Genomic DNA, 20,764 nt, shown 5'->3' on the forward strand with positions numbered 1-20,764 from the left:
GTTTATTTCTAATTATATAAAATAGTTTTTAATTGATTTTGGATAATAATAAATAAATTAAAAGTATGATGCCTTAATAGGAATTTCTTTAAGACATCCTCAAGCTTAAAAATAGATTAAAAATAATAATATTAATAAGTTTTAAAAAGAGAAATTATAAAAATAATTGCTAAATTCACAAATATAAAATAAGAATTGGAATAAGACTAAAAGCAATTAAAAAAAAAGCACAATTAAAAAAATAAATTAATAAATAAAAAAAAGGAATAAAACACCAAATAAAGAAAAAAATAAAAAAAAAGAATAAATCAAGAGATTTATTCATAAAACTTGCCTAAGAACTCTTTCATTCTTTGATTGTCAGATGAGAATACCTCTTCAGGTGAGCCCTCTTCCACAATGACACCCTCATCCATGAAGATAATTGTATCAGAAACATTTCTAGCAAAGTTCATCTCGTGGGTAACAATCACCATAGTCATATGCTCAGCTGCCAAGTCCTTTATTACAGCTAATATCTCTCCTGTAAGCTCAGGGTCAAGTGCAGAGGTAGGCTCGTCAAAGAACAATATATCCGGCTTCATGCAAAGAGCCCTTGCAATGGATACTCTTTGCTGTTGACCACCAGACAATTCTGAAGGGTATGCATCTTCCTTATCAGAAAGCCCCATTTTCTTTAGAAGGTCTCTTGCATGCTCGTAAACTTCAGCCTTGTCTCTCTTTTGAACCTTTAGAGGTGCATTGGTAATATTCTTCATTACAGAATGATGTGGGAAAAGATTGAAGTTCTGGAACACCAATCCAAAGGTTCCGTCAAAATTGATCTCACCGCTGTCCTCTGTCTCAAGGTCTGTTATGCATCTTAGCAATGTGGACTTACCGGATCCGGATGGACCTATGATTGACAATACCTCACCCTTTTCAACGGAAAAGGAGATATCCTTCAAGACCACATTGTCTCCAAAGCTTTTCTTAAGATTCTTAACTTCCAATAAACTCATTAAAATCAACTCTTAATAAAATATCTGATATCTCCCCTATGTATCGTAATAATCCAATCTCTTTTCAAAGCGTTCCATAATAATTGCCACAAGCGCATTGAATACATAATAGAATCCACCTGCAATCAGCAATGCTGAAATGGAAGCTTCAGCTGCTGCAATCTGCTTTGCAACTGTAAACATCTCTGGAATTGCAAGCACAAAGGAAAGTGAAGTGTCCTTTACAAGAGTGATTACCTCATTTGTAATTGATGGAAGCACTATCTTTACCACTTGAGGCAAGATGATTATAAAGAATGTTTGAACTCTGGTATATCCCAATACCTGTGCAGCTTCATATTGTCCGTTTGGAATGGATTCGATTCCTCCACGGAAGATCTCTGCAAAGTAAGCCGCATAGTTGATGGTGAAAGCAATTATAACTGCAATCATCCTGTAATCCCTTGAAAGTGTCATTCCGAATATATAATATGGACCAAAGAATACAACAATCAGCTGCAGCATCAATGGAGTTCCTCTCATGATAGAAATATAAGCCTTCATAAACCATTGAAGTGGCTTGAAGCTGCTCATTCTTCCAGCAGCCACTGCCAAACCAAGTGGAATGGAAAACAGCAATGTAAGAAGGAATATTTCAATGGAGGTTCCCATACCCCATAATAATTCTTCTAAAATTTTACTTAATAACATTTAATTTCTCCCCAAAAAATAAACATAAAAACAATAATTGTTTAATAATAAGCCATAGGGCAAATAAGAGCCATTAGTTAAAAAAAACCCAAGATCATTAAAAAGAATGTAATGGCTTATTAAATAAACTTAAATAAATCATTTAAATAGTTAAAATAATTCAAATAATTTATTTAAACTTATCTAAAAATAGAAAACACCTTAAACAAGTTAAAAGGCTTTATAAAATAAAAAAAAAAGTTTATACATAATAATTATGCATAAACTTAAATACTATTTACTTATTTTTGAATAAGAGCGCCAGGAACTCCGTAGGTGTCGTACTTTTGTGCGAGTTTTTCTACAGTTCCGTCTTCAAACATTTCGTCTAAAGTTTTTTGGACTTGATCTTTTAATTGGTCATTTCCTTTCTTGAAACCGATACCGTATTGTTCAGATGAGATTTCTTCATCTAACATTTTGTATTGGTCGCTTCCTTTTTGGCTGATTTGGTATTGAGCTACACCAATATCAATAGCTACAGCATCACATGCACCGGTTTCTAAATCCATAAATGCAGTGTTATAGTCAGCAACTTGAGTTAAGTCTTTAAAGGTGTCAGCTAAGGTTTTGTTGTCCCCTTCAAGAGCTGCTAAAGCAGATGAATCTTTTTGGGTTTCTACAATCTTACCATCTAAGTCAGCTAAACTGTTAATACCGGAATCTGTTTTTACAACAACAACTTGCTTGTTGTCAATGTATGGTTCAGACCAGGTGTAGTCGTCTTCTCTACCGTTGATGGTAAATCCGTTCCAAATACAGTCAATTGAACCAGAGTCCAATTCGCTGTCTTTAGCATCCCAGTCTATTGGCTGTTTTACTAAAGTCCAGTTGTTTCTGTCACATACTTCTTGAGCTAAGTCTAAGTCAAATCCTACATATTCCCCGTTATCGTCTTTGTATCCGTATGGAGGGAATTCTGCATCAAAACCGACAATAAAAGTATTGTCATCATTAGTAGCAGTTCCATCGCCACCTAAAAAGTCTAAGAAACCTGCGCTGGATGCGCCGATGACTAAGAATGCTAATAATGCAATTCCTAAAATAATTGCTATTTTTTTCTTCATATTCACACCATAAATATTTTTAATTTATAATATATTATAAATTAGATGAAAAGAAAAAATCTAATCTATATAAATATTTAAGAAAATCATATTATATAAAATAGTGTTATTTATTCAAAAAAATATCAGAAATCAACGCAAAAAGGCAAGTTATGAACAAAAAAAGCCAATTAAATAAATAAATATTGTTTAAATTTTAATAAATTATAAAATCAGTTTAATTTTAAATGAAATTATAAAACAATATTATAAAAAAAATTAATAAAAATAGAAAATATAGTAAAAATTAGTTTTATATCATTAAAACAATTTTTAATCTTTAAAAAAGTTAGATAATTAAAGAACTGTGAATCAAAATAAAAGAAAATAAAGAAAAAATAGAGGACTTTAATAAAAATAAAGAGTTTTAAACTAATTTTTTAAAAAAAGTTTAAAAACACTAACAACATATAGGCATAAAAACTTATCTTGAAAATGAACATAACATAAATGTTTCAATCATGAGAAAGTGTGAAATTGCCCAAATAAAAATTAATTGCCTAAGACAAGAACAGGATTCTTCCTTTGATCAAATAGAACAGCTTCCTCATCACCTGATTTTAAAACAAGCATCTTATCCTCAATCACATCTCCAACCACTGCAACTTCAAAGGAGTAAGGACTAAGTCTATCAATAATCTCCTGACAGTTTTCCTCCTTGGCAGTCATTACAAAGGCAGCTCCAGGATAAGCCATCAGCCATTCCTCCCAAGAGACATCAGGATTTCTAGGAATCCTCTCAAGCTCTACAAATGCTCCAACACCAGATGCCTCAAGCAACATTTCCAAAGTTCCAAGGGTTCCAGGATTGCTAATGTCCTTTCCAGCAGTTGGCAAATGAGCTTCAGCTATCTCCTGCATAACAGAAATCTGATCTTGAACCAGCTTTGCATCCTTTTCATATGTGGTGTCCCAATTCAAGACAAACTGAGGATGCTGCCTGCCGTCAGTGTCAATGGCTACAATAACCTTATCTCCTACATTAGCACCAGCGGAAGTAATTAGAGAATCCTTTTTAGCAATTCCCGCAATTGCCACATCCAATGAATTGAATTCGGCATCAGGGTGAAGGTGCCCTCCAACCATTGGAACATTGAACTTGCGGCAGCCGTCTACAATTCCCTGAAGAACCCCATCATAGATTTCATCATCATTAATGGATAATGTATTTACCATGGCGATAGGCCTACCTCCCATTGCAGCAATGTCGTTAACATTAACAAGAACAGAGCAGTAGCCTGCCCAATAAGGATTGACACTCATTAACTGTCCCCAGATTCCATCGGCGGCAAGTAGAACAACCTGACCATTTCCAATATCGATTGCAGATGCATCGTCTCCAAAGTCAAGAAGAACATCTCCAGAGATATTATAAGTTTCGCTTAAAGCCTTTGTAACCTTTTCTATTGAATTTTTCCTACTTACACCAATAAACTCTTGAAGTGATTTAACAAGCTCATTAAAATTCATTCTTACACCTTAAAATGTCTAAAAATAATTTGGTTTTAAAAAATAAATGTTTTTGTATGTATTAATTGTAAAATAAATAATAAATTATAATAATTATAAATTGAATAAAAATTGAATTAAATTTAATGAAAATAATTGAAATCAAAGGTCTAAAATCAAATAATAAATCTAAATTAAAAAAATTAAAACCAAATAACTTAAAACCGAATAATAAATTTAAATTAAATAATTGAAATCTTTAAATTAATTTAATTATTCAGAATCATCTGATTCCTCATCAGGATCTCCAAATTCTTCTTTAATGTATTCTGCCCATCCATCAGATTCATCTATTTCCTCTGAATCTTCAGAATCATTGGAAACAGATTCTTCAATATCTTCAGTTAAAACTTCATCTGAAGATTCTTCATTAACTATAGGCCCTGAATATTCTTCAATATACTCCTCTTCAATATAAACTTCTTCAATAGGGGCATCTTCATAAATATCTTCTAAAGAATCATCATGTTCAACAAAAAATCTCTTCTAATGGAGCATCCTCATAAACAATCTCTTCATTAGGCTCATGCTCAACAAAAATCTCTTCTACAGGAGCATCCTCATAAACAATATTTTCATTAGGCTCATGCTCAACAATAATCTCATCTATAGAGCCGTCATCATGCTCAACAAAAATCTCCTCAACAGACTCATGCTCTACATAAATATCATCATCAGAATCATGCTCCACAAAGATCTCCTCTACAGGAACATCATCATATTCAATATAAACTTCCTCTAAAGGAACTTCACCATCCTCAATATAGACCTCTTCAACTAAAGAGCCGTCCTCATCCACATAAATCTCATTAGAGCCCTCATAGCTGCCATACTCCAGCTCTTGAATAAAGTCATCCAAGTCTTCAAATTCATAGTCCTCTTCAACGAATCCTTCATAGCTATTGACCACATTATATTCGTGGTCCTTTTCAACAAAGCTTGGAACGACTTCCTTAATGCTCTCAATGACATAAGACTTGAATACATTAAACATGATTGACTTAAAGTTCTCAGGAGAGTCTGCCTCCTCATCAAAAGGAATCTCCAAGGTGTCCTTAGAGAGGAAAAGCTTATCATGAATGTGATGGCCCAGCAATGTCATCAAAGCCTGAAGCCACTTCAATGATTGTTGACTTCTCATTTACAAATCCGTTTTCAACGACCTTATCCAAGTCTCCATCGGTTATTCCAATTATTGGAATATCAAAACGATAAAGAATATCTGAGGCCACAAGGGAAGTATCATCCCCTATTGTAACAACCAAATCAAAGTCCTTGAACTTATAGATGTCATAAGCTGCATGATCCACATAAGCAACCTTAAAGGAATAGTCATCTTCTGAAATCTCACCTGAATAGATATGCCTTTCTGTATCCTTAAGTGAAATGTCCTTATTTGATAAGACTCTCGGATTTACATCATCAGACTTTCTAAGAAGACCTGTTTTAACTATGACCCTCTCCAGATCAACAGGACCTAGCTTTTCAAGTCCGTGATACTTAATAGTTCCATTTATAATGTCGGCAATCAATCCGTCACGGGCAACCAAGACAATGGAATCTCCATTGGAATAGCCTACAACTATGCCGTTTATGAAGATGTTCTCATCAGGGCTTACTCCATGAATCTTACGGTAGGTGTAATGGCTGATGTCATAATCATCATATGAACGTAATATTTTCTCAATGTCCTCTTCATCTTTCCTTTCCTGATTATTGGAGAAATAATTGGATACGACTTCCTCTGGTGTGACTTCTACTAAATTTAAGGAAGTTTTTAAATGATCGAATAATTCTTCAAAGTTAAAGGATAATGATTCCACCATATTCTTCTTTCCCAATCCCAATTTGAATCTGCCTTTACGGCTTTTGCTTAGCTGCTCATTCAATTCTGTATTCCAGCTGATTATTGAGCCGTCCTCTTCTCCAGGACGTTCAATTTGAATTACAGGAACGCTTGCATCATATAAAGGCTTATGATTGGTAGCAAGATAATCCTCATTTGAAATCTGCTTAAAGTAATGGTTGAAAACCTTATATCCAAAGACTCTGCCAGTTTCAGGGGACTTTCCATAATTCAATAGGAAGATTATATCAACACCTTCCCTATTGAAGAGTTCCAAAGATTGGCTAGGGAGTAATTTTAAGGATATGTCTATGGCATCCTCTAAAGCAGCGTCAATAACTGCAGTCCTGCCCATAGTTCCGCCTAAACGACAATGGACATTTCCATAATTAGATAAAATATCAATAATTTTTATAGCCCAGCCAGAATCTATGATTCCGGGGCCATGTACAACAACTCCAATTTCCATATTGCACACCAAATATAGTTTAGTAGTTTTTTGAATTGATTAAATCGAAAATTCAGTCTTTTGAATGATTTAATCAAATTTTTGTCTTTTATAGTTTCTCAAAATTGAATAAAAATTCGTATTCTATAGTTATAAATGCTTAAATAAGTATAATAAAAACACAATTTTTAAAATAGCAATTAATATGCCATTGTTCTTAAAAATAAAAAATTCAACCCATTGTTCTTAAAATATAAAAAGTTCATCAATTATTTAAATTAGTAAGTTTTAATTCTTCGTTTAAATACTTTAGACCCGCATATCTCACAGTCATCAAATGGATAATCTGCAGGATACTCCTTTTTACAGCCTTCACAGGTCTTTTTCCAATTATAAACTCCTTTTATTCCTTCAGTTATAATGCTTTCATAGGGAATATCAAGGATTTTTAAAACATTTTGCATAGAATAGTCATCAGTTAAGACCTTAATCTCTTTGCCTTCATCCAATAAAGCCAAAGCAACAGCCAATAGCTTTTTATCAGGACCTGATAACCTTAAGTCATCACCAGATTTGGCAATGGTTTCATCTAATTTATCCAAGAACTCCTTTTGGGCCTCTTGAATTATAATTTTACCATCATCTATGGCTTGATTTAATATTAGTCGTGATTTTAAGTCTTTAACCTCATCAGTTATTTCAGAAACTGTAATGTTAAAATCTGATTTCGGTTCAAATCCATTTATAAATGCAGATGCATCTAAGACATAATATAAATCACTCATAAATATATTTTAGTAAAATGAATTAATAAATTTAATTATATTTTTCTGGCCAGTAATAAAAATTAAAGTAAAACTTTGAATAAATAATAATTCTAAAAAAAAATCTCATAAATAAAAATAACAAAAAACTATTTAAAATTTAAATCTCATATGATTAATAGTAATTATAAAAAAACAAGTTTTAGGTATTTAAAAAATAGCAGGTGATTTAGATGAAAAGTGAAACAATGGAATTACATAAGAAGAAAGCTCCAATAAAGGTTTCATGTGGAATTATAACACTTAGTGACAGATTCTCAAATGACAAAGAGGGAAAGGAAAAAGACTTATCCGGAAAATACTTGATTGATGAATTAAGCAAAAAATACGATGTTGACGATTACACAATCATTCCCGATGAAAAGGACATATTAAAAGACACCATAGAATCAATGATAGATAATGGAATAGATGTAATAATCACAACAGGTGGAACAGGCCTTGAATCAAGGGACATAACCATTGAAACTGTAGAACCTTTATTTGAAAAGGAAATGAAAGGATTTGGTGAAATATTCAGAGCAATTTCATATGAAGAATTAGGGGCGGGATCCCTTTTATCAAGGGCAACAGCAGGAGTTTATAAAAAGACACTCATATTCTGCATGCCAGGATCTCCTAATGCAGTAAAAACAGGAATGAAAATATTCTATGAAGAATTAGGGCATCTTAAAAAACATGCACAAAAATAGAATTTAAAAAAATTAAACCTTTTCTTTAGACAAAACCATTTCTTAGAAAAAATAGAAAAAATTAAACCTTTTCTTTAGACAAAACCATTTCTTAGAAAAAATAGAAAAAATAAACCCTTTTCTAGAAAAGATAAGAAAAAAATAAAACAGTTCTTTAAAAAAGATAAGAAAAAATAAAAAAAAGAAAAAAACATTTGATATAAATCAATTATTCAAAAAATTCGCTAACGGAAATTAAAGGTTCTAATGTAATTCCCTCATTTGCAAAGGTCTCCATTGCACCTTCTTCCCTGTCTACAACAACAAAAGCTTTTTGAACTACTCCACCATTATCAACTATTGCATTAATGGCCTTTAGTAAAGAACCTCCAGTTGTAGTAACGTCTTCAACAAGGATTACCTTATCCCCTTCATTCAAATCTCCTTCGATTAATTTAGAAGTTCCATAGCCTTTTTTCTCTTTTCTAATCATAAGGAGCGGTTTTTTAGATTCCAAAGAAACAGCAGTTGCAATAGGAACGGCTCCTAAAGCAGGTCCTGCAATCTTATCTGTATCATCATCAATCTTTTCATTGATTAGCTTTGCAATTGTAGACAAGATTTCAGGCTCTGTTATAGCTCTTTTCATATTGACATAATAGTTGCTTTTCTTTCCTGAAGCAAGAGTGAATTCCCCTTGTTCAAATACTTTGTTTTCCTTAAGAATTTCAATTAAATATTCTTTAGATACCATGCACATCACTGAAATTAAATAAAACAGTTAAGATTCTTATTAAACCACTTATAATTGGTTTTTCAAATCTTGAATCTCATCAGCCATTTGATCTAGGTCTTCTCCGAATGCATCTTTTAAAAGAATCTTATCACCGATTTTGCTTATCATATCAAAAGGAATGACCAATTCGCTTTTAGAAATGTTTAAGCTTTCCTGAATACCTCCTTTAGAGACAATGATTGATTCAATAATATTATCCTCAACATCAATATCAACATCAACGACTTTTCCCATAACGGTTACATCAGTTCCTAAGACTTCTTTACCAATTAATTCCTTTGCAATTCTCATAAAAAGCCTCCTTTATATAAAATAAGTTCAAATAATCATTAATTGAAAAACTTTCTTATGGAAAGTTGTTTAAAAACTTATTGATTAATATATCTTTTATTCTAATCAATTAATAAATATTTTGTTAGAATTAAGTTAAAGAATGATAAAAAGAAAAAAAGCTTTTTGCTAGAATTAACTTAAAGAATGATAAAAAGAAAAAAGTCTTTTGTTAGAATTAAGTTAAAGAATGATAAAAAGAAAAAAAGCTTTTTGCTAGAATTAACTTAAAGAATGATAAAAAGAAAAAAGTCTTTTGTTAGAATTAAGTTAAAGAATGATAAAAAGAAAAAAAAGTTTTTTGTTGGAATTCCATCTGAAATTAAACATTTGGCAATAGAACATTTAATCTCAAACAGAACCCCAACAATTCTAATATGAGGTACGAATAATTAAATAAAACTAAAAAATAAAAATAGGAATAAATAATTAAAACATATATTCCAATCAATAATAAAAAAGATATAAGGATTTAATTAATCCTCATTATTCCAGTTTAATGCGCCGTAGGCAACACAAACCAATGTCATTCCAATGAGTAAAACATAAACTCCCCAAATCCAAGGATCTTCTATTCCAAAAACCATCATGATATCACCTTATTCTTCAGAAAGTCCCTCAAATGACCTTTTAATTACTTTTTCATCCATCGGAGGTGAAAGCAAGCTTACAACAACTGTAAATATTACAGAAACAGGTATTGCAAATACCATCACATCAATTGAATACCAAGGCATTACATTAATCAGCATGTCCATACCAGTTAAGGCCTTACAGATTCCAAGGCCAACAGCAGTTTTCTTATATACAAATACAAGCAAGAAAAGACTTGTGAATGTACCGGATAAAAGACCTGCAATTGCCCCTTTTCTTGTTGCACGTTTCCAGAATAAGGCTGCACAATAGACCGGAAGGAATGCTGCTGCACATAATCCCATAAAGAGAGATGTACCAAGAGCTACAATACCTCCAGGCAAAATAAGACCAATGATTAAAGACAACACTACAGCAATCAAAATACCTAATTGGCTAACTGAAATAAATCCTATTCTAGTTTCCTCTTTTGAAGAGCCTTCCAAAATCTCCTCATCAGTATATTCGCGGGTAGTTCCTCTGTTTTTAAATGCGTCTACAATATCGTGACCTAATGCAGTACCTTGAGTGTGATACTGTGAGGAAAGGGTTGACATTGCCGCTGCAAGCAAGGACAAGAGGAATATGTATACAAACCATTCAGGAAGTGCAGTTGAGATGAATGTAGGGATGATTGAATCCATATTTCCACCTACATAGTCAATTGCAATCTGACCGAAGTTCTGATAGAAGTATACGTTACATAATGAACCTACGATATAAGCGGTACCGGTCATAACAGCAATGAAGACAGCTCCAATCAAGAGGGACCTGTGCAATTCCTTATTGGATTTTACAGTCATGAACCTTACTGCAAGCTGTGGCTGAGCTAATGCTCCAATACCTACACCCATGATGATAGTGGTTACGAGAGTCCACCAGAATGGGCTTCCCAGTTTAGGGAAGCTTGTCCAGCCTGTACCACCTTCTGCCAAGGCATCAGGAGGATATAGGTGAGCCATGTTTGTAAGTGCAGTGTTTGCTTCAGTAACACCGCCCAATACCCAATAGATGAATACAAGAAGAATCAACATTCCGATAAACATGATTGTTCCTTGCAATGCGTCAGTATACATAACACCCTTCAAACCGCCGAAAAGCACATATCCACAAATTACGACAGCCAATATGAAAAGGGCCAGATTAAAGTCAAGCATTAAAGAACTTTCCATAAATCTTGCTGCACCGATAAGAACCACTGCCGCATAAATCGGCATAGCACAGAAGATTAAAACTCCACTAAAGTATTGTATGAATTTACTATCGAATCTGCGGCCTAAAAACTCAGGGAAGGTTAGGGAGTTAAGATTCTTACCCATCTTACGAGTTCTTTTACCGAAGAATACAAATGCAATGAATATCCCTACAAGAATATTTAAGAATGCAAGCCATAGTATACCCATACCATATTTACCTGCCACTCCTCCAAAACCGACAATAGCTGCCGTAGAGATAAAAGTAGCCCCGTAACTTAATGCCATAATGTATGGGTGAGTTTCTCTACCTGCAACCAAAAAGTCTTCAGAGGAATTTGTTCTTTTCCATGCTAGGTAACCTACGTAACCTACCATAAGGAAGTAAACGATAAAAACAATTCCTAGTAAAAAGTAATTCATTCAATGACCTCTAAATAAAAATTTAAATAAAAATATATTGTGAAAGAAATGATAAAATTATAAACCGGAACATTATATTCTCTTTAAAAAATTGAGAAAGTATAAACCGGATAATTTATAATTTCACTTTAAAAAAATGATAAAATTATAAACCTAATTAACTATAATTTCACTTTAAAAAAATGATAAAATTATAAGTTTAGTAATAATAATTTTACAAATTAATTTTTAATTAATATTATATATAAATTTTTTTAGAAAATTAAAAATTATCTAATTAAAAAATAACATAAAACTTAATCAAGTCTTAATTAGGTTAATAGAATAATAAAAAAGAATATTTTGAAAAAATAAAAATAAAATATGCAGAAATGAATAAAAAATGTACATTTTAGACAATATTAAGAAATTTTAAACTAGTAAATTTATTAATGATTAGTAATAAAGTTAATAGTGTTATAAAAATATAAAAGTTTTTTTAAAATAATAAAAATTATGTAAAATCAAAACTTTTTTTAAAAATAATAAAATTATACTTATAATAAGAAAAATCATGGAGAAATTATATGATTTGGAATCAGAATGCAGAATGTATGGATAAGGAAGAAAAAGAAGAAATGCAACTTGCCTTACTCCAAAAACAAGTAAAGAGAGTTTATGAAAAGGTACCCTTCTATAGGGAAAAGTTTGATAAAGCAGGATTTCATCCAGATGACTTAAAAACCCTTGATGACATTACCAAAATACCATTTACAACCAAAGCGGATTTAAGAGAAGCATATCCATTTGGATTATTCGCAGTAAGCGATGATGAGATTATAGAAATTCACAGTACCTCAGGAACAACCGGAACACCTGTCGTCTCCGGATACACACAAAAGGATATTGACATTTGGGGAGAGTGCACTGCAAGGGCCATTGCAATGGCTGGCGGAGATAAAAACTCAAAAATCCAAAATTCCTATGGATACGGATTGTTTACCGGAGGATTCGGTATAGACCACGGTGCTAAAGTAATGGGAGCCACTGTAATACCAATGTCTTCTGGAAACACTGCAAGACAATTGAAGATCATGGAAGACTTCCAAAGCGACATTCTCACCTGCACTCCATCCTATGCAATGTATTTGGCAGAATCCCTTGAAAAGGAAGGATACACTGCAGATGACATCAGCTTGCACGGAGGAATCTTCGGAGCTGAAATGTGGACTGAAGAGATGAGGCGTAGCCTAGAGGAAAAATTAGGAATCACTGCACATAACATTTACGGACTTACTGAATTGATGGGTCCAGGAGTTGCTGCAGAGTGCAAATATCAGACAGGGCTTCATATTCAAGAGGATCATTTCTATCCAGAAATCATTGACCCTGAAACCGAAGAAATATTAGAAGACGGCAAAAGAGGAGAATTGGTCTTGACCAACCTTACAAGAGAAGGAATGCCGGTCATCAGATTCAGGACAAAGGATATGACCGCACTTAGAAGGGATGAATGTCCTTGCGGAAGAACCACTGTAAGAATGGATAGAATCACTGGAAGAAGCGACGACATGCTAAAAATCAAAGGAGTCATGGTTTACCCATCACAAATCGAAACAGCTATCCTACAGATTGAAGGATTGACTGCAAACTATCAGATTCATGTATCAAGACCTCATACCCTTGATGAGATAGAGGTAAAAGTGGAAACCTCACCTGAAGTATTCTCAGATGAGATGAAAAAGATAGAAGAATTTGAAAGAAGAATTGCCAAAAAGATTCAAAGCGCTATTGGCATAAGCGTGGATGTGACTTTAGTAGAGCCTGAATCCTTGCCAAGAAGCGAAGGAAAAGCAATTAGAGTAATTGATGAGAGGAACTTTGATTAAACTATTAAATTAATTTGATTAATAATTAGAATTTTAATAATTGATAAATAAACAAATATTAGTATTTAGGATGATATTATGAGCGTAAAACAACTTTCCGTATTTCTTGAAAACAAAGAGGGAAAATTAAAAAAAGCAGTTAATGCAATGTCCCAGGCTGGAGTTAACATCAGAGCCCTTTCCATTGCAGACAGCTCCAAATATGGAATTTTAAGATTAATCGTTTCAGACAACGAATTAGCTATAAAAGCCTTAAAGGAAGAAAACTTTACAGTTAAAGAAACTGAAGTTATTGTTGTAGGAGTAAAGGACGAACCAAACGGATTGAACACAATGCTTGAAATCCTTGAAAAAGAGCATATTAATGTGGAATACCTTTATGCATTCGTCAGCTCCAAGACTGATGAAGCTATTGTTGTTGTTAAGATTGGAAACTATGAAGACGGTTTAAAAGCACTTGAAAATGCTAATGCAAACCTCTTATCCAAAGAAGATTTAGCTGAATTATAAATCTTCTTACTTTTCTTTTTTTATTTTATTTAACATTTAAAACTTTTTTAACTATTTTTAAACTTAATAAGAATTTTTAAACTTATTTAACCATTTTTACTTAGAAATTTAAGCAGAAATATCCTCCCACATCTATTTTTATAAACGTAACCAAATTAATTAAAAAAGATTAAATTACTTTACTAACATACATAATATTAAGAAACATAACGGAGAATAAAATGTTAGATAGATTAAAAAGCATTAGTCTTGGAAATTGGATACTCATCGGAATGGTTTTAGGCCTAATAACAGGCGTAATATTAAACTTGTATGTTCACAGCCAATTTATTGACATAATACTCATAGATAACGTTTTCTACTTAGGAGGAAACATATTTATCAAGCTAATGAAGATGCTGGTTGTTCCTCTTGTCTTCTGTTCGATTGTGGTAGGGGTGGCCTCAATTTCAGACATTAGAAAGATTGGTACAATCGGTGGGCGAACCATCCTCATCTACCTTATTACAACTGCCCTTGCAGTTTCAATAGCTCTTCTGATTGCAAGCTTCATCCATCCAGGTGCAGGACTGCATATGGCTGGCCTTGCAACTGCCTCAAACGTTTCAACCAATGTTACAATAACCAATACAATCTTAGGAATGGTTCCAGACAACCCAATCAACTCATTGGCAAATGGAGACATGCTCCCAGTAATCATTTTTGGAGTACTGGTAGGAATCATTCTAGCTAAGCTAAAGGAAGAGACAGAAACCATAAACAAGGTCTTTGAGGAAGGCAACACAATCATGATGGAAATGACTTCAATAGTCATGAAATTTGCCCCAATAGGTGTTTTCTGTCTTATGGCTAAGACATTTGCAACCTTAGGATTCGATGGTCTTATGCCGCTGAGCAAATATGTAATATGTGTGCTCATAGGCCTTGCAGTGCAGGCATTCATTGTCTATCCGTCACTTATGGTCATATTTACAAGATTGAATCCGATCAAGTTCTTTAAGAAATTCTATTCTGTAATGCTATTTGCATTTTCATCTTCAACATCAAATGCAACAATTCCATTGAACCTAGAAAAATTAAGCGAACTTGGAGTCTCAAGGGAAGTCTCATCATTTACAATCCCTCTTGGAGCCACCATCAATATGGATGGAACCGCTATAATGCAAGGGGTTGCAGTAATGTTTGCTGCACAGGCTTATGGAATGGATTTAGGAGCAAGTGCGCTACTTACAGTAATTTTCACTGCAGTGATGGCCTCTATAGGAACTGCTGGAGTTCCTTCAGTAGGATTGATTACCTTAAATATGGTATTCACTTCAATAGGATTGCCTGTAGATGCAATAGGAATCATTATGGGAATAGATCATATCTTAGACATGTTTAGAACTGCTGTAAATGTAACAGGTGATGCAATATGTACTATAATTGTATCATTTAAGAACAAGTCTATAGATTTGGATGTTTTTAATGGTAAAAAACAAGCCGAGGGAAGTTCATAACAAAAGGAACTTCCTAAACAGTTTCCAGTTTGATAACTGGAACCTATTCTTTTTTTTAAAAATATTAGAAAAATAGTTTATATATAATTTCCAGCCCAATAAGCTGGAATCTATTCTTTTTTAAGTATGTCATTTTAAATGAGAATTAAACTTTACTCCTTTTTATCATTCTAAATGACAATTACAGATTTACTCTTTTTTATTTTTAGAATATCTCATTTTAAGAGCATTAAATAGAGAATAAGTATAAATAAAACTAATTAAAAATATTTGAAGATATTTGAATAAAGAAAATTATAAAATAATAAAAAAAGCAAAAATATGAAAAACAAAAAAATAGTATAAATTAAAAAGCTAAAAAGAATGTTAAAAGTTTAAAAAAAAGTAAAAATTAGTTAAAATATTAAAATTCCTTTAACATTTCAACTATTTCTTCTTTACCATATCCTAATTTAACTAAAAGGGATTTAAGACTGTCTCCACCTTCCCATTTTACATCTTTCCATGCTTTAAAGTCATTTCTTAAAATAGCATTTATTATAAGTTGTACAGTAATGAAATCATCACTATTAATGACCATTAAAGCATCCGCTTGTGAGAATTTTCCTTCAGGATCCACCAAATCATATTTGCCGGAGTCCATATCTTTTTTAACAATAGCACTATCGATTTTAAAAGGCATTTTAACACCAAACCAAATTTGTAAATTTATCAAGAAATGAAAATAAATAAAAATTTAAAAATTAATCAAATAATTAAATTTTATAAAACAATTAAAATAATTAGAATAATTAAAAAACTATAAAAAATTAAAAATGAATGATTAAAAAGTTATTAAGAGCAATTAGCTAGTTAAATATTAGCAATGTGCTCATTTAATGACTTAACTTTTAAATCATTTTCCTTAACAGCTGCAATTGCATTTAAAGCAGCTCTTGCTCCTGCTAAGGTAGTCACATAAGGAATTCCAAGCTCTACAGCTAAACGTCTGATTGTATAGCCGTCCTTAGAAGCCTGTTCACCATGAGGAGTGTTAATAATCATATCAACCTTTCCATCTAAAATTGCTTCCTTAATGTTAGGCTGTCCTTGGGAAACCTTCTTGACCCTTGTAATAGGAACATCAAATATTGAATTGGCTGTACCCTTGGTAGCCATTATATTAAATCCTAAAGCATGAGCCTTCTCTGCAATCGGCTGAATCTTAGGCTGATCCTGTTCCCTTACACTGATGAAGAGGTTTCCTTCCTTAGGCAAGTCCATTCCCGCTGAAAGCTGTGACTTATAGAAAGCAAGGCCGAAGTTTTCATCAATACCAATACTTTCTCCTGTGGATTTCATTTCAGGACCTAAGACACTGTCAGATTCTGTAAGCTTTAAGAATGGGAAAACAGATTCCTTAACAGCTACGTGATTGATCTTGATTTCCTTGGTTAAATTAAAGTCCTTAAGGGTCTTGCCCATCATCAAGGAGGTTGCAACCTTTGCAAGAGGAACACCAATTGCCTTACTTACAAATGGAACGGTTCTGCTCGCCCTTGGGTTAGCTTCAATGATGTAAACTCTTTCCTCATCCAATTTAACAGCATATTGAATGTTCATGAGCCCAATGACATCTAATTCCAAAGCCAATTTTCTTGTATTTTCTCTGATTACTTCAAGCAAATGCTCTGGAATGGTTTGAGGAGGTATTACACAAGCAGAGTCTCCTGAGTGGACACCAGCCTCTTCAATGTGCTCCATAATACCTGCAATGAATACGTCTTCCCCGTCGCATAAAAGGTCTACATCAAGCTCTACAGCATCTTCAAGGAACTTGTCCACAAGAATAGGATGCTCTGGAGAGACCTTTACAGCCTCTTTCATATATTCCTCAAGCTCATCTACACCATAGACGATTTCCATCGCCCTTCCGCCGATAACATAGGACGGACGAACAAGAACTGGGAAGCCTATTCTTTCTGCTGCCTCTTTTGCCTCATCAAATGAATTGGCCAATCCATAAGGGGCCTGATGAATATGCAAGTCATTCAATACTTCAGTGAATCTTTCCCTGTCTTCAACCCTATCAATGCTTTCATATGGAGTACCTAATATCTTGACTCCAGCCTTTGCAAGAGGAACAGAGAGATTGATTGATGTTTGACCTCCGAACTGAACGATGACACCCTCTGGCTCTACCTGTTCAATGATTCCCATAATATCCTCATAGGTTAAAGGTTCGAAGAACAAGTCATCTGAAACGTCATAGTCAGTACTTACAGTTTCAGGGTTGTTGTTTACAAGAATTGTTTCTATTCCTTGGTCCTTTAAGGCAAGGGAAGAATGTACACAACAGTAATCGAACTCAATTCCCTGACCGATTCTGATTGGACCTGCGCCGATAATCAAAATCTTTCTATTGTCAGACTTTACAAGCTCATTTCCTTTGTCATAGCTGCTGTAATAATAAGGGGTTTTAGCTTCAAACTCAGCAGCACAGGTATCTACCATCTTATAGGATGGCTTAATATCAAATTTATCAAGAAGTGCTTTAACATCCTCTTCTTCAATTCCTGCAAGCTTTGCAAGTGTGAAATTGGAGAATCCTAATTTTTTAGCCTTAAGCAAGAATTCTTCATCTTCAAGAGCCTCTTTTGTAACCTGATTTTCAAACTCAACTATGTTTTCAATCTTGTATAGGAAGAATGCATCCATCTTAGAGAGCTCTGCAAGCTCCTCTACGCTTCTTCCGTCCTTGATTGCAGAGTACATATGGAAGAGCCTTTCATCGGTAGGGTTTGCAAGGTTGTCTTCAGTGTATTCAAGATACTCGAATCCATGAAGGCCGATATCCAATGAACGGATAGCCTTTTGAATGGCCTCTTCATAGGTTCTTCCTATAGCCATTACCTCTCCTGTTGCCTTCATCTGAACTCCAATCTTTCTGTCGATTCCTTTGAACTTGTCAAACGGCCATCTTGGGATTTTTACAACGATATAATCAATGGATGGCTCAAAGGAAGCAGGAGTCTCTTTTGTAATGTCGTTTTGAATCTCATCCAATGTAAGTCCAAGTGCAACCTTGGAGGAGATCTTTGCAATAGGATAACCGGTAGCCTTGGATGCTAGCGCACTACTTCGGCTTACACGTGGGTTAACTTCAATAATCTTGTATTCGTTGGTTTCAGGGTTCAATGCAAATTGGATATTACATCCACCATTGATTCCAAGGTTTCTGATAATCTTAATGGAAGCGTCTCTTAGGCGCTGACAGACCTCATCATTCAGGTTTTGAATAGGAGCAACCACTATACTGTCTCCAGTGTGAATTCCCATAGGGTCCACATTTTCCATGTTACATACGATAATACAGGTGTCGTTCTTGTCTCTCATTACCTCAAATTCGATTTCCTTCCATCCTAAAACGGATTCGTCAATCAATACTTGGTTGATGTAACTCATGTCAAGACCGTGGGTGGTTACCTCAATAAGCTCTTCCTTATTGTGGGCTATTCCTCCACCGGTACCTCCTAAAGTGAATGCAGGACGTACGATGACAGGGTATCCGATTTCTTCGACAGCTTCTAAAGCCCCTTCAACAGATTCCACTGCATGACATTTAGGAATAGGCTCATCTAGCCTATCCATAAAGTTAGCAAAGAGGTCTCTGTCTTCCACATCTGCAATTGTTTGAACGTCAGAACCTATGACCTTTATTCCTTCCAAAAGACCTAATTTTCCAAGTTCAGTTGCAATGTTTAAACCGGTCTGTCCTCCCATGGTAGGTAGTATCGCATCAATATTCTCTTTTTCAATAATTTGAGCTACTAGCTCTGCAGTTAAAGGCTCTGTATAAACTGTATCGGCCATATCCATATCAGTTTGAATGGTAGCTGGATTGCTGTTAACTAGAACAGTTTCCAAACCCTCTTCCCTAAGTGATTTACAAGCTTGTGAACCGGAGTAGTCAAACTCAGCAGCTTGTCCAATCTGAATAGGCCCAGAACCAATTATAAGCACTTTATTAATATCCTTATCAACAGGCATCTTATCCTCTCTTAAATAATCTTAATTAGTTTAATAATACAATGAATGTTTATTTAGAATGATTCAAGTTTTTTCCCTCAAAATGACTCAATTTGTTTTCCCAATATCTAGTACTCCCTAATCATTTGGCCAAACTCTTCAAACAAGACCTTAGTATCATTAGGTCCAGGACCGGATTCCGGGTGATACTGAATGGTCCTTAAAGGCAATTCCTTATGCAAAAATCCTTCAGGAGTGCCGTCATTTAAGTTTATTTGATTGAGTTCCAAGTCACTTCCAGCTAAAGATTCAGGATCAATACAGAATCCATGGTTTTGTGAAGTGATAAACACTTTTCCAGTGTTTAAGTCCTTAACTGGCTGATTTGCTCCTCTGTGACCAAATTTCATTTTATATGTTGTTGCGCCAAATGCCTTAGCGATTACTTGCTGACCCATGCAAATTCCGAATACAGGGAATCTGTTAAGCAATTTTTCCACATTTTCAATTGTGCTGGTTAATCTCTCAGGGTTTCCAGGGCCTGAAGAGACCATAAGCCCATCAACTCCATAATCAAGAATTGTTTGATAATCTGTATCATATGGGAAAAGGGCAACGCCAATATTGTTTTCAAGGAAACATTTAATGATATTCCTTTTAACTCCACAGTCAATAATAGCTACAGTCTTGTCAAAGTCTCCAAAAGCCTTAATCTCTGGAGTTGAAACCAATGGAACCAAATCCAATTCAGTGATGCTTGTATGTTCACGTGCCTTTGCAACAAGTTCATCATCATCAATCTCTTCAGTGGCAAGGGCTGCCTTTAATGAACCTTTCTCACGGATTTTTAAAGTCAAGTCCCTTGTATCAATATCTTCGATTCCAGATACTTTGAATTCCTTTAAAAAGTCATCCAAGGTCTTTTTAGTTCCGAAATTGGATAATTTCTTACATGCTTCCCTTACTACAAATCCTTCTACATGAACACTGTCAGATTGATACCAATCTTCGCTTACACCATAATTTCCTTCCAAAGGATATGTGCTCATTAATATTTGTCCCTTAAAGGAAGGGTCTGTTAGGCTTTCTGTATAACCGGACATGCCAGTTGAAAAAGCAAGCTCACCTACAGTCGTAGTTTCATAACCAAAGGCTTTACCTTTTAGGACAGTTCCATCTTCCAAAGCTAATTTTGCTTCATTTCCCATTTAATCACCAAATAATTCATTGTATTTTGTTGAATTTCTATAGTTAGTTAAATAATAAAAATAAAATTTAAAATTCCTATAAAACCATAAGAATCTTCAATAAAAACTATTAAGTTTCCTTAATTATTTATGTAATTTATTTAATTTAAATGATTCTATAAG

General features: G+C 33.9%; 19 protein-coding genes. 5 read left to right on the forward strand and 14 right to left on the reverse strand.

The genetic code is table 11. From position 1 onward, the window contains the following. Positions 1 to 317: 317 nt before the first annotated feature. The 4 genes from MRU_RS08875 to MRU_RS08890 all read right to left on the reverse strand — a co-directional run bounded on the left by MRU_RS08875 (position 318) and on the right by MRU_RS08890 (position 4,306). Positions 318 to 1,001 carry an amino acid ABC transporter ATP-binding protein gene (locus MRU_RS08875; protein WP_012956573.1) on the reverse strand — a complete coding sequence of 228 codons (684 nt, stop codon included), beginning with the start codon at positions 999 to 1,001 and terminating at the stop codon, positions 318 to 320. A 36-nt stretch (positions 1,002 to 1,037) separates the two neighbouring features. Then, positions 1,038 to 1,691, reverse strand: coding sequence for an amino acid ABC transporter permease (locus MRU_RS08880; RefSeq protein WP_012956574.1), 654 nt, complete (start codon positions 1,689 to 1,691; stop codon positions 1,038 to 1,040). Positions 1,692 to 1,972: 281 nt separating this feature from the next. Then, a complete protein-coding gene (locus tag MRU_RS08885; RefSeq protein WP_012956575.1) occupies positions 1,973 to 2,797 on the reverse strand; it encodes an amino acid ABC transporter substrate-binding protein in 825 nt (274 codons plus the stop codon). A 531-nt stretch (positions 2,798 to 3,328) separates the two neighbouring features. Continuing rightward, a complete protein-coding gene (locus tag MRU_RS08890) occupies positions 3,329 to 4,306 on the reverse strand; it encodes a methanogenesis marker 2 protein (protein WP_012956576.1) in 978 nt (325 codons plus the stop codon). 301 nt (positions 4,307 to 4,607) lie between these two features. Between MRU_RS08890 and MRU_RS11960 the strand changes: the two genes are divergently transcribed. Further along, positions 4,608 to 4,763 carry a hypothetical protein gene (locus MRU_RS11960; RefSeq protein ID WP_171776172.1) on the forward strand — a complete coding sequence of 52 codons (156 nt, stop codon included), beginning with the start codon at positions 4,608 to 4,610 and terminating at the stop codon, positions 4,761 to 4,763. A gap of 51 nt (positions 4,764 to 4,814) precedes the next feature. Here MRU_RS11960 and MRU_RS12265 read toward each other — a convergent pair whose 3' ends face one another. The 3 genes from MRU_RS12265 to MRU_RS08900 form a co-directional block, all read right to left on the reverse strand. Further along, positions 4,815 to 5,486: a hypothetical protein gene (locus tag MRU_RS12265; protein WP_143714331.1), complete on the reverse strand. Its 672-nt coding sequence runs from the start codon at positions 5,484 to 5,486 to the stop codon at positions 4,815 to 4,817. Further along, positions 5,419 to 6,660, reverse strand: coding sequence for a DUF2117 domain-containing protein (locus MRU_RS08895; RefSeq protein WP_012956578.1), 1,242 nt, complete (start codon positions 6,658 to 6,660; stop codon positions 5,419 to 5,421). The genes MRU_RS12265 and MRU_RS08895 overlap by 68 nt, the downstream gene beginning before the upstream one ends. A gap of 257 nt (positions 6,661 to 6,917) precedes the next feature. Continuing rightward, positions 6,918 to 7,424 (reverse strand): type II toxin-antitoxin system VapC family toxin, encoded by a 507-nt coding sequence (locus tag MRU_RS08900; RefSeq protein ID WP_012956579.1) that lies wholly within the window; start codon positions 7,422 to 7,424, stop codon positions 6,918 to 6,920. 212 nt (positions 7,425 to 7,636) lie between these two features. Between MRU_RS08900 and MRU_RS08905 the strand changes: the two genes are divergently transcribed. Then, positions 7,637 to 8,155: a MogA/MoaB family molybdenum cofactor biosynthesis protein gene (locus MRU_RS08905; RefSeq protein WP_012956580.1), complete on the forward strand. Its 519-nt coding sequence runs from the start codon at positions 7,637 to 7,639 to the stop codon at positions 8,153 to 8,155. Positions 8,156 to 8,363: 208 nt separating this feature from the next. On the opposite strand, the gene pyrE is transcribed toward MRU_RS08905, so the two are convergent. The 4 genes from pyrE to MRU_RS08920 all read right to left on the reverse strand — a co-directional run bounded on the left by pyrE (position 8,364) and on the right by MRU_RS08920 (position 11,509). Further along, positions 8,364 to 8,888, reverse strand: coding sequence for an orotate phosphoribosyltransferase (pyrE, locus tag MRU_RS08910; RefSeq protein ID WP_048812496.1), 525 nt, complete (start codon positions 8,886 to 8,888; stop codon positions 8,364 to 8,366). A 48-nt stretch (positions 8,889 to 8,936) separates the two neighbouring features. Then, positions 8,937 to 9,221 carry a PRC-barrel domain-containing protein gene (locus MRU_RS08915; RefSeq protein ID WP_012956582.1) on the reverse strand — a complete coding sequence of 95 codons (285 nt, stop codon included), beginning with the start codon at positions 9,219 to 9,221 and terminating at the stop codon, positions 8,937 to 8,939. A 515-nt stretch (positions 9,222 to 9,736) separates the two neighbouring features. Continuing rightward, positions 9,737 to 9,850: a symporter small accessory protein gene (locus MRU_RS12240; RefSeq protein WP_012956583.1), complete on the reverse strand. Its 114-nt coding sequence runs from the start codon at positions 9,848 to 9,850 to the stop codon at positions 9,737 to 9,739. 9 nt (positions 9,851 to 9,859) lie between these two features. After that, positions 9,860 to 11,509, reverse strand: coding sequence for a sodium:solute symporter family protein (locus MRU_RS08920; RefSeq protein WP_012956584.1), 1,650 nt, complete (start codon positions 11,507 to 11,509; stop codon positions 9,860 to 9,862). 566 nt (positions 11,510 to 12,075) lie between these two features. On the opposite strand from MRU_RS08920, the gene MRU_RS08925 reads away from it, so the two are divergent. The 3 genes from MRU_RS08925 to MRU_RS08935 all read left to right on the forward strand — a co-directional run bounded on the left by MRU_RS08925 (position 12,076) and on the right by MRU_RS08935 (position 15,386). Then, a complete protein-coding gene (locus MRU_RS08925) occupies positions 12,076 to 13,377 on the forward strand; it encodes a phenylacetate--CoA ligase family protein (RefSeq protein WP_012956585.1) in 1,302 nt (433 codons plus the stop codon). Between the two features lie 78 nt (positions 13,378 to 13,455). Next, positions 13,456 to 13,887 carry an amino acid-binding protein gene (locus MRU_RS08930; protein WP_012956586.1) on the forward strand — a complete coding sequence of 144 codons (432 nt, stop codon included), beginning with the start codon at positions 13,456 to 13,458 and terminating at the stop codon, positions 13,885 to 13,887. Positions 13,888 to 14,108: 221 nt separating this feature from the next. Continuing rightward, positions 14,109 to 15,386, forward strand: coding sequence for a dicarboxylate/amino acid:cation symporter (locus MRU_RS08935; RefSeq protein WP_012956587.1), 1,278 nt, complete (start codon positions 14,109 to 14,111; stop codon positions 15,384 to 15,386). Between the two features lie 403 nt (positions 15,387 to 15,789). On the opposite strand, the gene MRU_RS08940 is transcribed toward MRU_RS08935, so the two are convergent. The 3 genes from MRU_RS08940 to carA all read right to left on the reverse strand — a co-directional run bounded on the left by MRU_RS08940 (position 15,790) and on the right by carA (position 20,602). After that, positions 15,790 to 16,068, reverse strand: coding sequence for a hypothetical protein (locus MRU_RS08940; RefSeq protein WP_012956588.1), 279 nt, complete (start codon positions 16,066 to 16,068; stop codon positions 15,790 to 15,792). Positions 16,069 to 16,238: 170 nt separating this feature from the next. After that, positions 16,239 to 19,415 (reverse strand): carbamoyl-phosphate synthase large subunit, encoded by a 3,177-nt coding sequence (gene carB, locus MRU_RS08945; RefSeq protein WP_012956589.1) that lies wholly within the window; start codon positions 19,413 to 19,415, stop codon positions 16,239 to 16,241. A gap of 107 nt (positions 19,416 to 19,522) precedes the next feature. Continuing rightward, positions 19,523 to 20,602 (reverse strand): glutamine-hydrolyzing carbamoyl-phosphate synthase small subunit, encoded by a 1,080-nt coding sequence (gene carA / locus MRU_RS08950; protein WP_012956590.1) that lies wholly within the window; start codon positions 20,600 to 20,602, stop codon positions 19,523 to 19,525. Between the last annotated feature and the right edge of the window lie 162 nt (positions 20,603 to 20,764).

This window comes from Methanobrevibacter ruminantium M1, from assembly GCF_000024185.1.
Lineage (GTDB): Archaea > Methanobacteriota > Methanobacteria > Methanobacteriales > Methanobacteriaceae > Methanobrevibacter > Methanobrevibacter ruminantium.

Bases quoted from the DNA above. Each gene is read 5' to 3' on its own strand.
- MRU_RS08875 (WP_012956573.1), bottom strand. From the start codon at position 1,001: ATGAGTTTATTGGAAGTTAAGAATCTTAAGAAAAGCTTTGGAGACAAT.
- MRU_RS08880 (WP_012956574.1), bottom strand. From the start codon at position 1,691: ATGTTATTAAGTAAAATTTTAGAAGAATTATTATGGGGTATGGGAACC.
- MRU_RS08885 (WP_012956575.1), bottom strand. From the start codon at position 2,797: ATGAAGAAAAAAATAGCAATTATTTTAGGAATTGCATTATTAGCATTC.
- MRU_RS08890 (WP_012956576.1), bottom strand. From the start codon at position 4,306: ATGAATTTTAATGAGCTTGTTAAATCACTTCAAGAGTTTATTGGTGTA.
- MRU_RS11960 (WP_171776172.1), top strand. From the start codon at position 4,608: ATGTATTCTGCCCATCCATCAGATTCATCTATTTCCTCTGAATCTTCA.
- MRU_RS12265 (WP_143714331.1), bottom strand. From the start codon at position 5,486: ATGAGAAGTCAACAATCATTGAAGTGGCTTCAGGCTTTGATGACATTG.
- MRU_RS08895 (WP_012956578.1), bottom strand. From the start codon at position 6,660: ATGGAAATTGGAGTTGTTGTACATGGCCCCGGAATCATAGATTCTGGC.
- MRU_RS08900 (WP_012956579.1), bottom strand. From the start codon at position 7,424: ATGAGTGATTTATATTATGTCTTAGATGCATCTGCATTTATAAATGGA.
- MRU_RS08905 (WP_012956580.1), top strand. From the start codon at position 7,637: ATGAAAAGTGAAACAATGGAATTACATAAGAAGAAAGCTCCAATAAAG.
- pyrE (WP_048812496.1), bottom strand. From the start codon at position 8,888: ATGGTATCTAAAGAATATTTAATTGAAATTCTTAAGGAAAACAAAGTA.
- MRU_RS08915 (WP_012956582.1), bottom strand. From the start codon at position 9,221: ATGAGAATTGCAAAGGAATTAATTGGTAAAGAAGTCTTAGGAACTGAT.
- MRU_RS12240 (WP_012956583.1), bottom strand. From the start codon at position 9,850: ATGATGGTTTTTGGAATAGAAGATCCTTGGATTTGGGGAGTTTATGTT.
- MRU_RS08920 (WP_012956584.1), bottom strand. From the start codon at position 11,509: ATGAATTACTTTTTACTAGGAATTGTTTTTATCGTTTACTTCCTTATG.
- MRU_RS08925 (WP_012956585.1), top strand. From the start codon at position 12,076: ATGATTTGGAATCAGAATGCAGAATGTATGGATAAGGAAGAAAAAGAA.
- MRU_RS08930 (WP_012956586.1), top strand. From the start codon at position 13,456: ATGAGCGTAAAACAACTTTCCGTATTTCTTGAAAACAAAGAGGGAAAA.
- MRU_RS08935 (WP_012956587.1), top strand. From the start codon at position 14,109: ATGTTAGATAGATTAAAAAGCATTAGTCTTGGAAATTGGATACTCATC.
- MRU_RS08940 (WP_012956588.1), bottom strand. From the start codon at position 16,068: ATGCCTTTTAAAATCGATAGTGCTATTGTTAAAAAAGATATGGACTCC.
- carB (WP_012956589.1), bottom strand. From the start codon at position 19,415: ATGCCTGTTGATAAGGATATTAATAAAGTGCTTATAATTGGTTCTGGG.
- carA (WP_012956590.1), bottom strand. From the start codon at position 20,602: ATGGGAAATGAAGCAAAATTAGCTTTGGAAGATGGAACTGTCCTAAAA.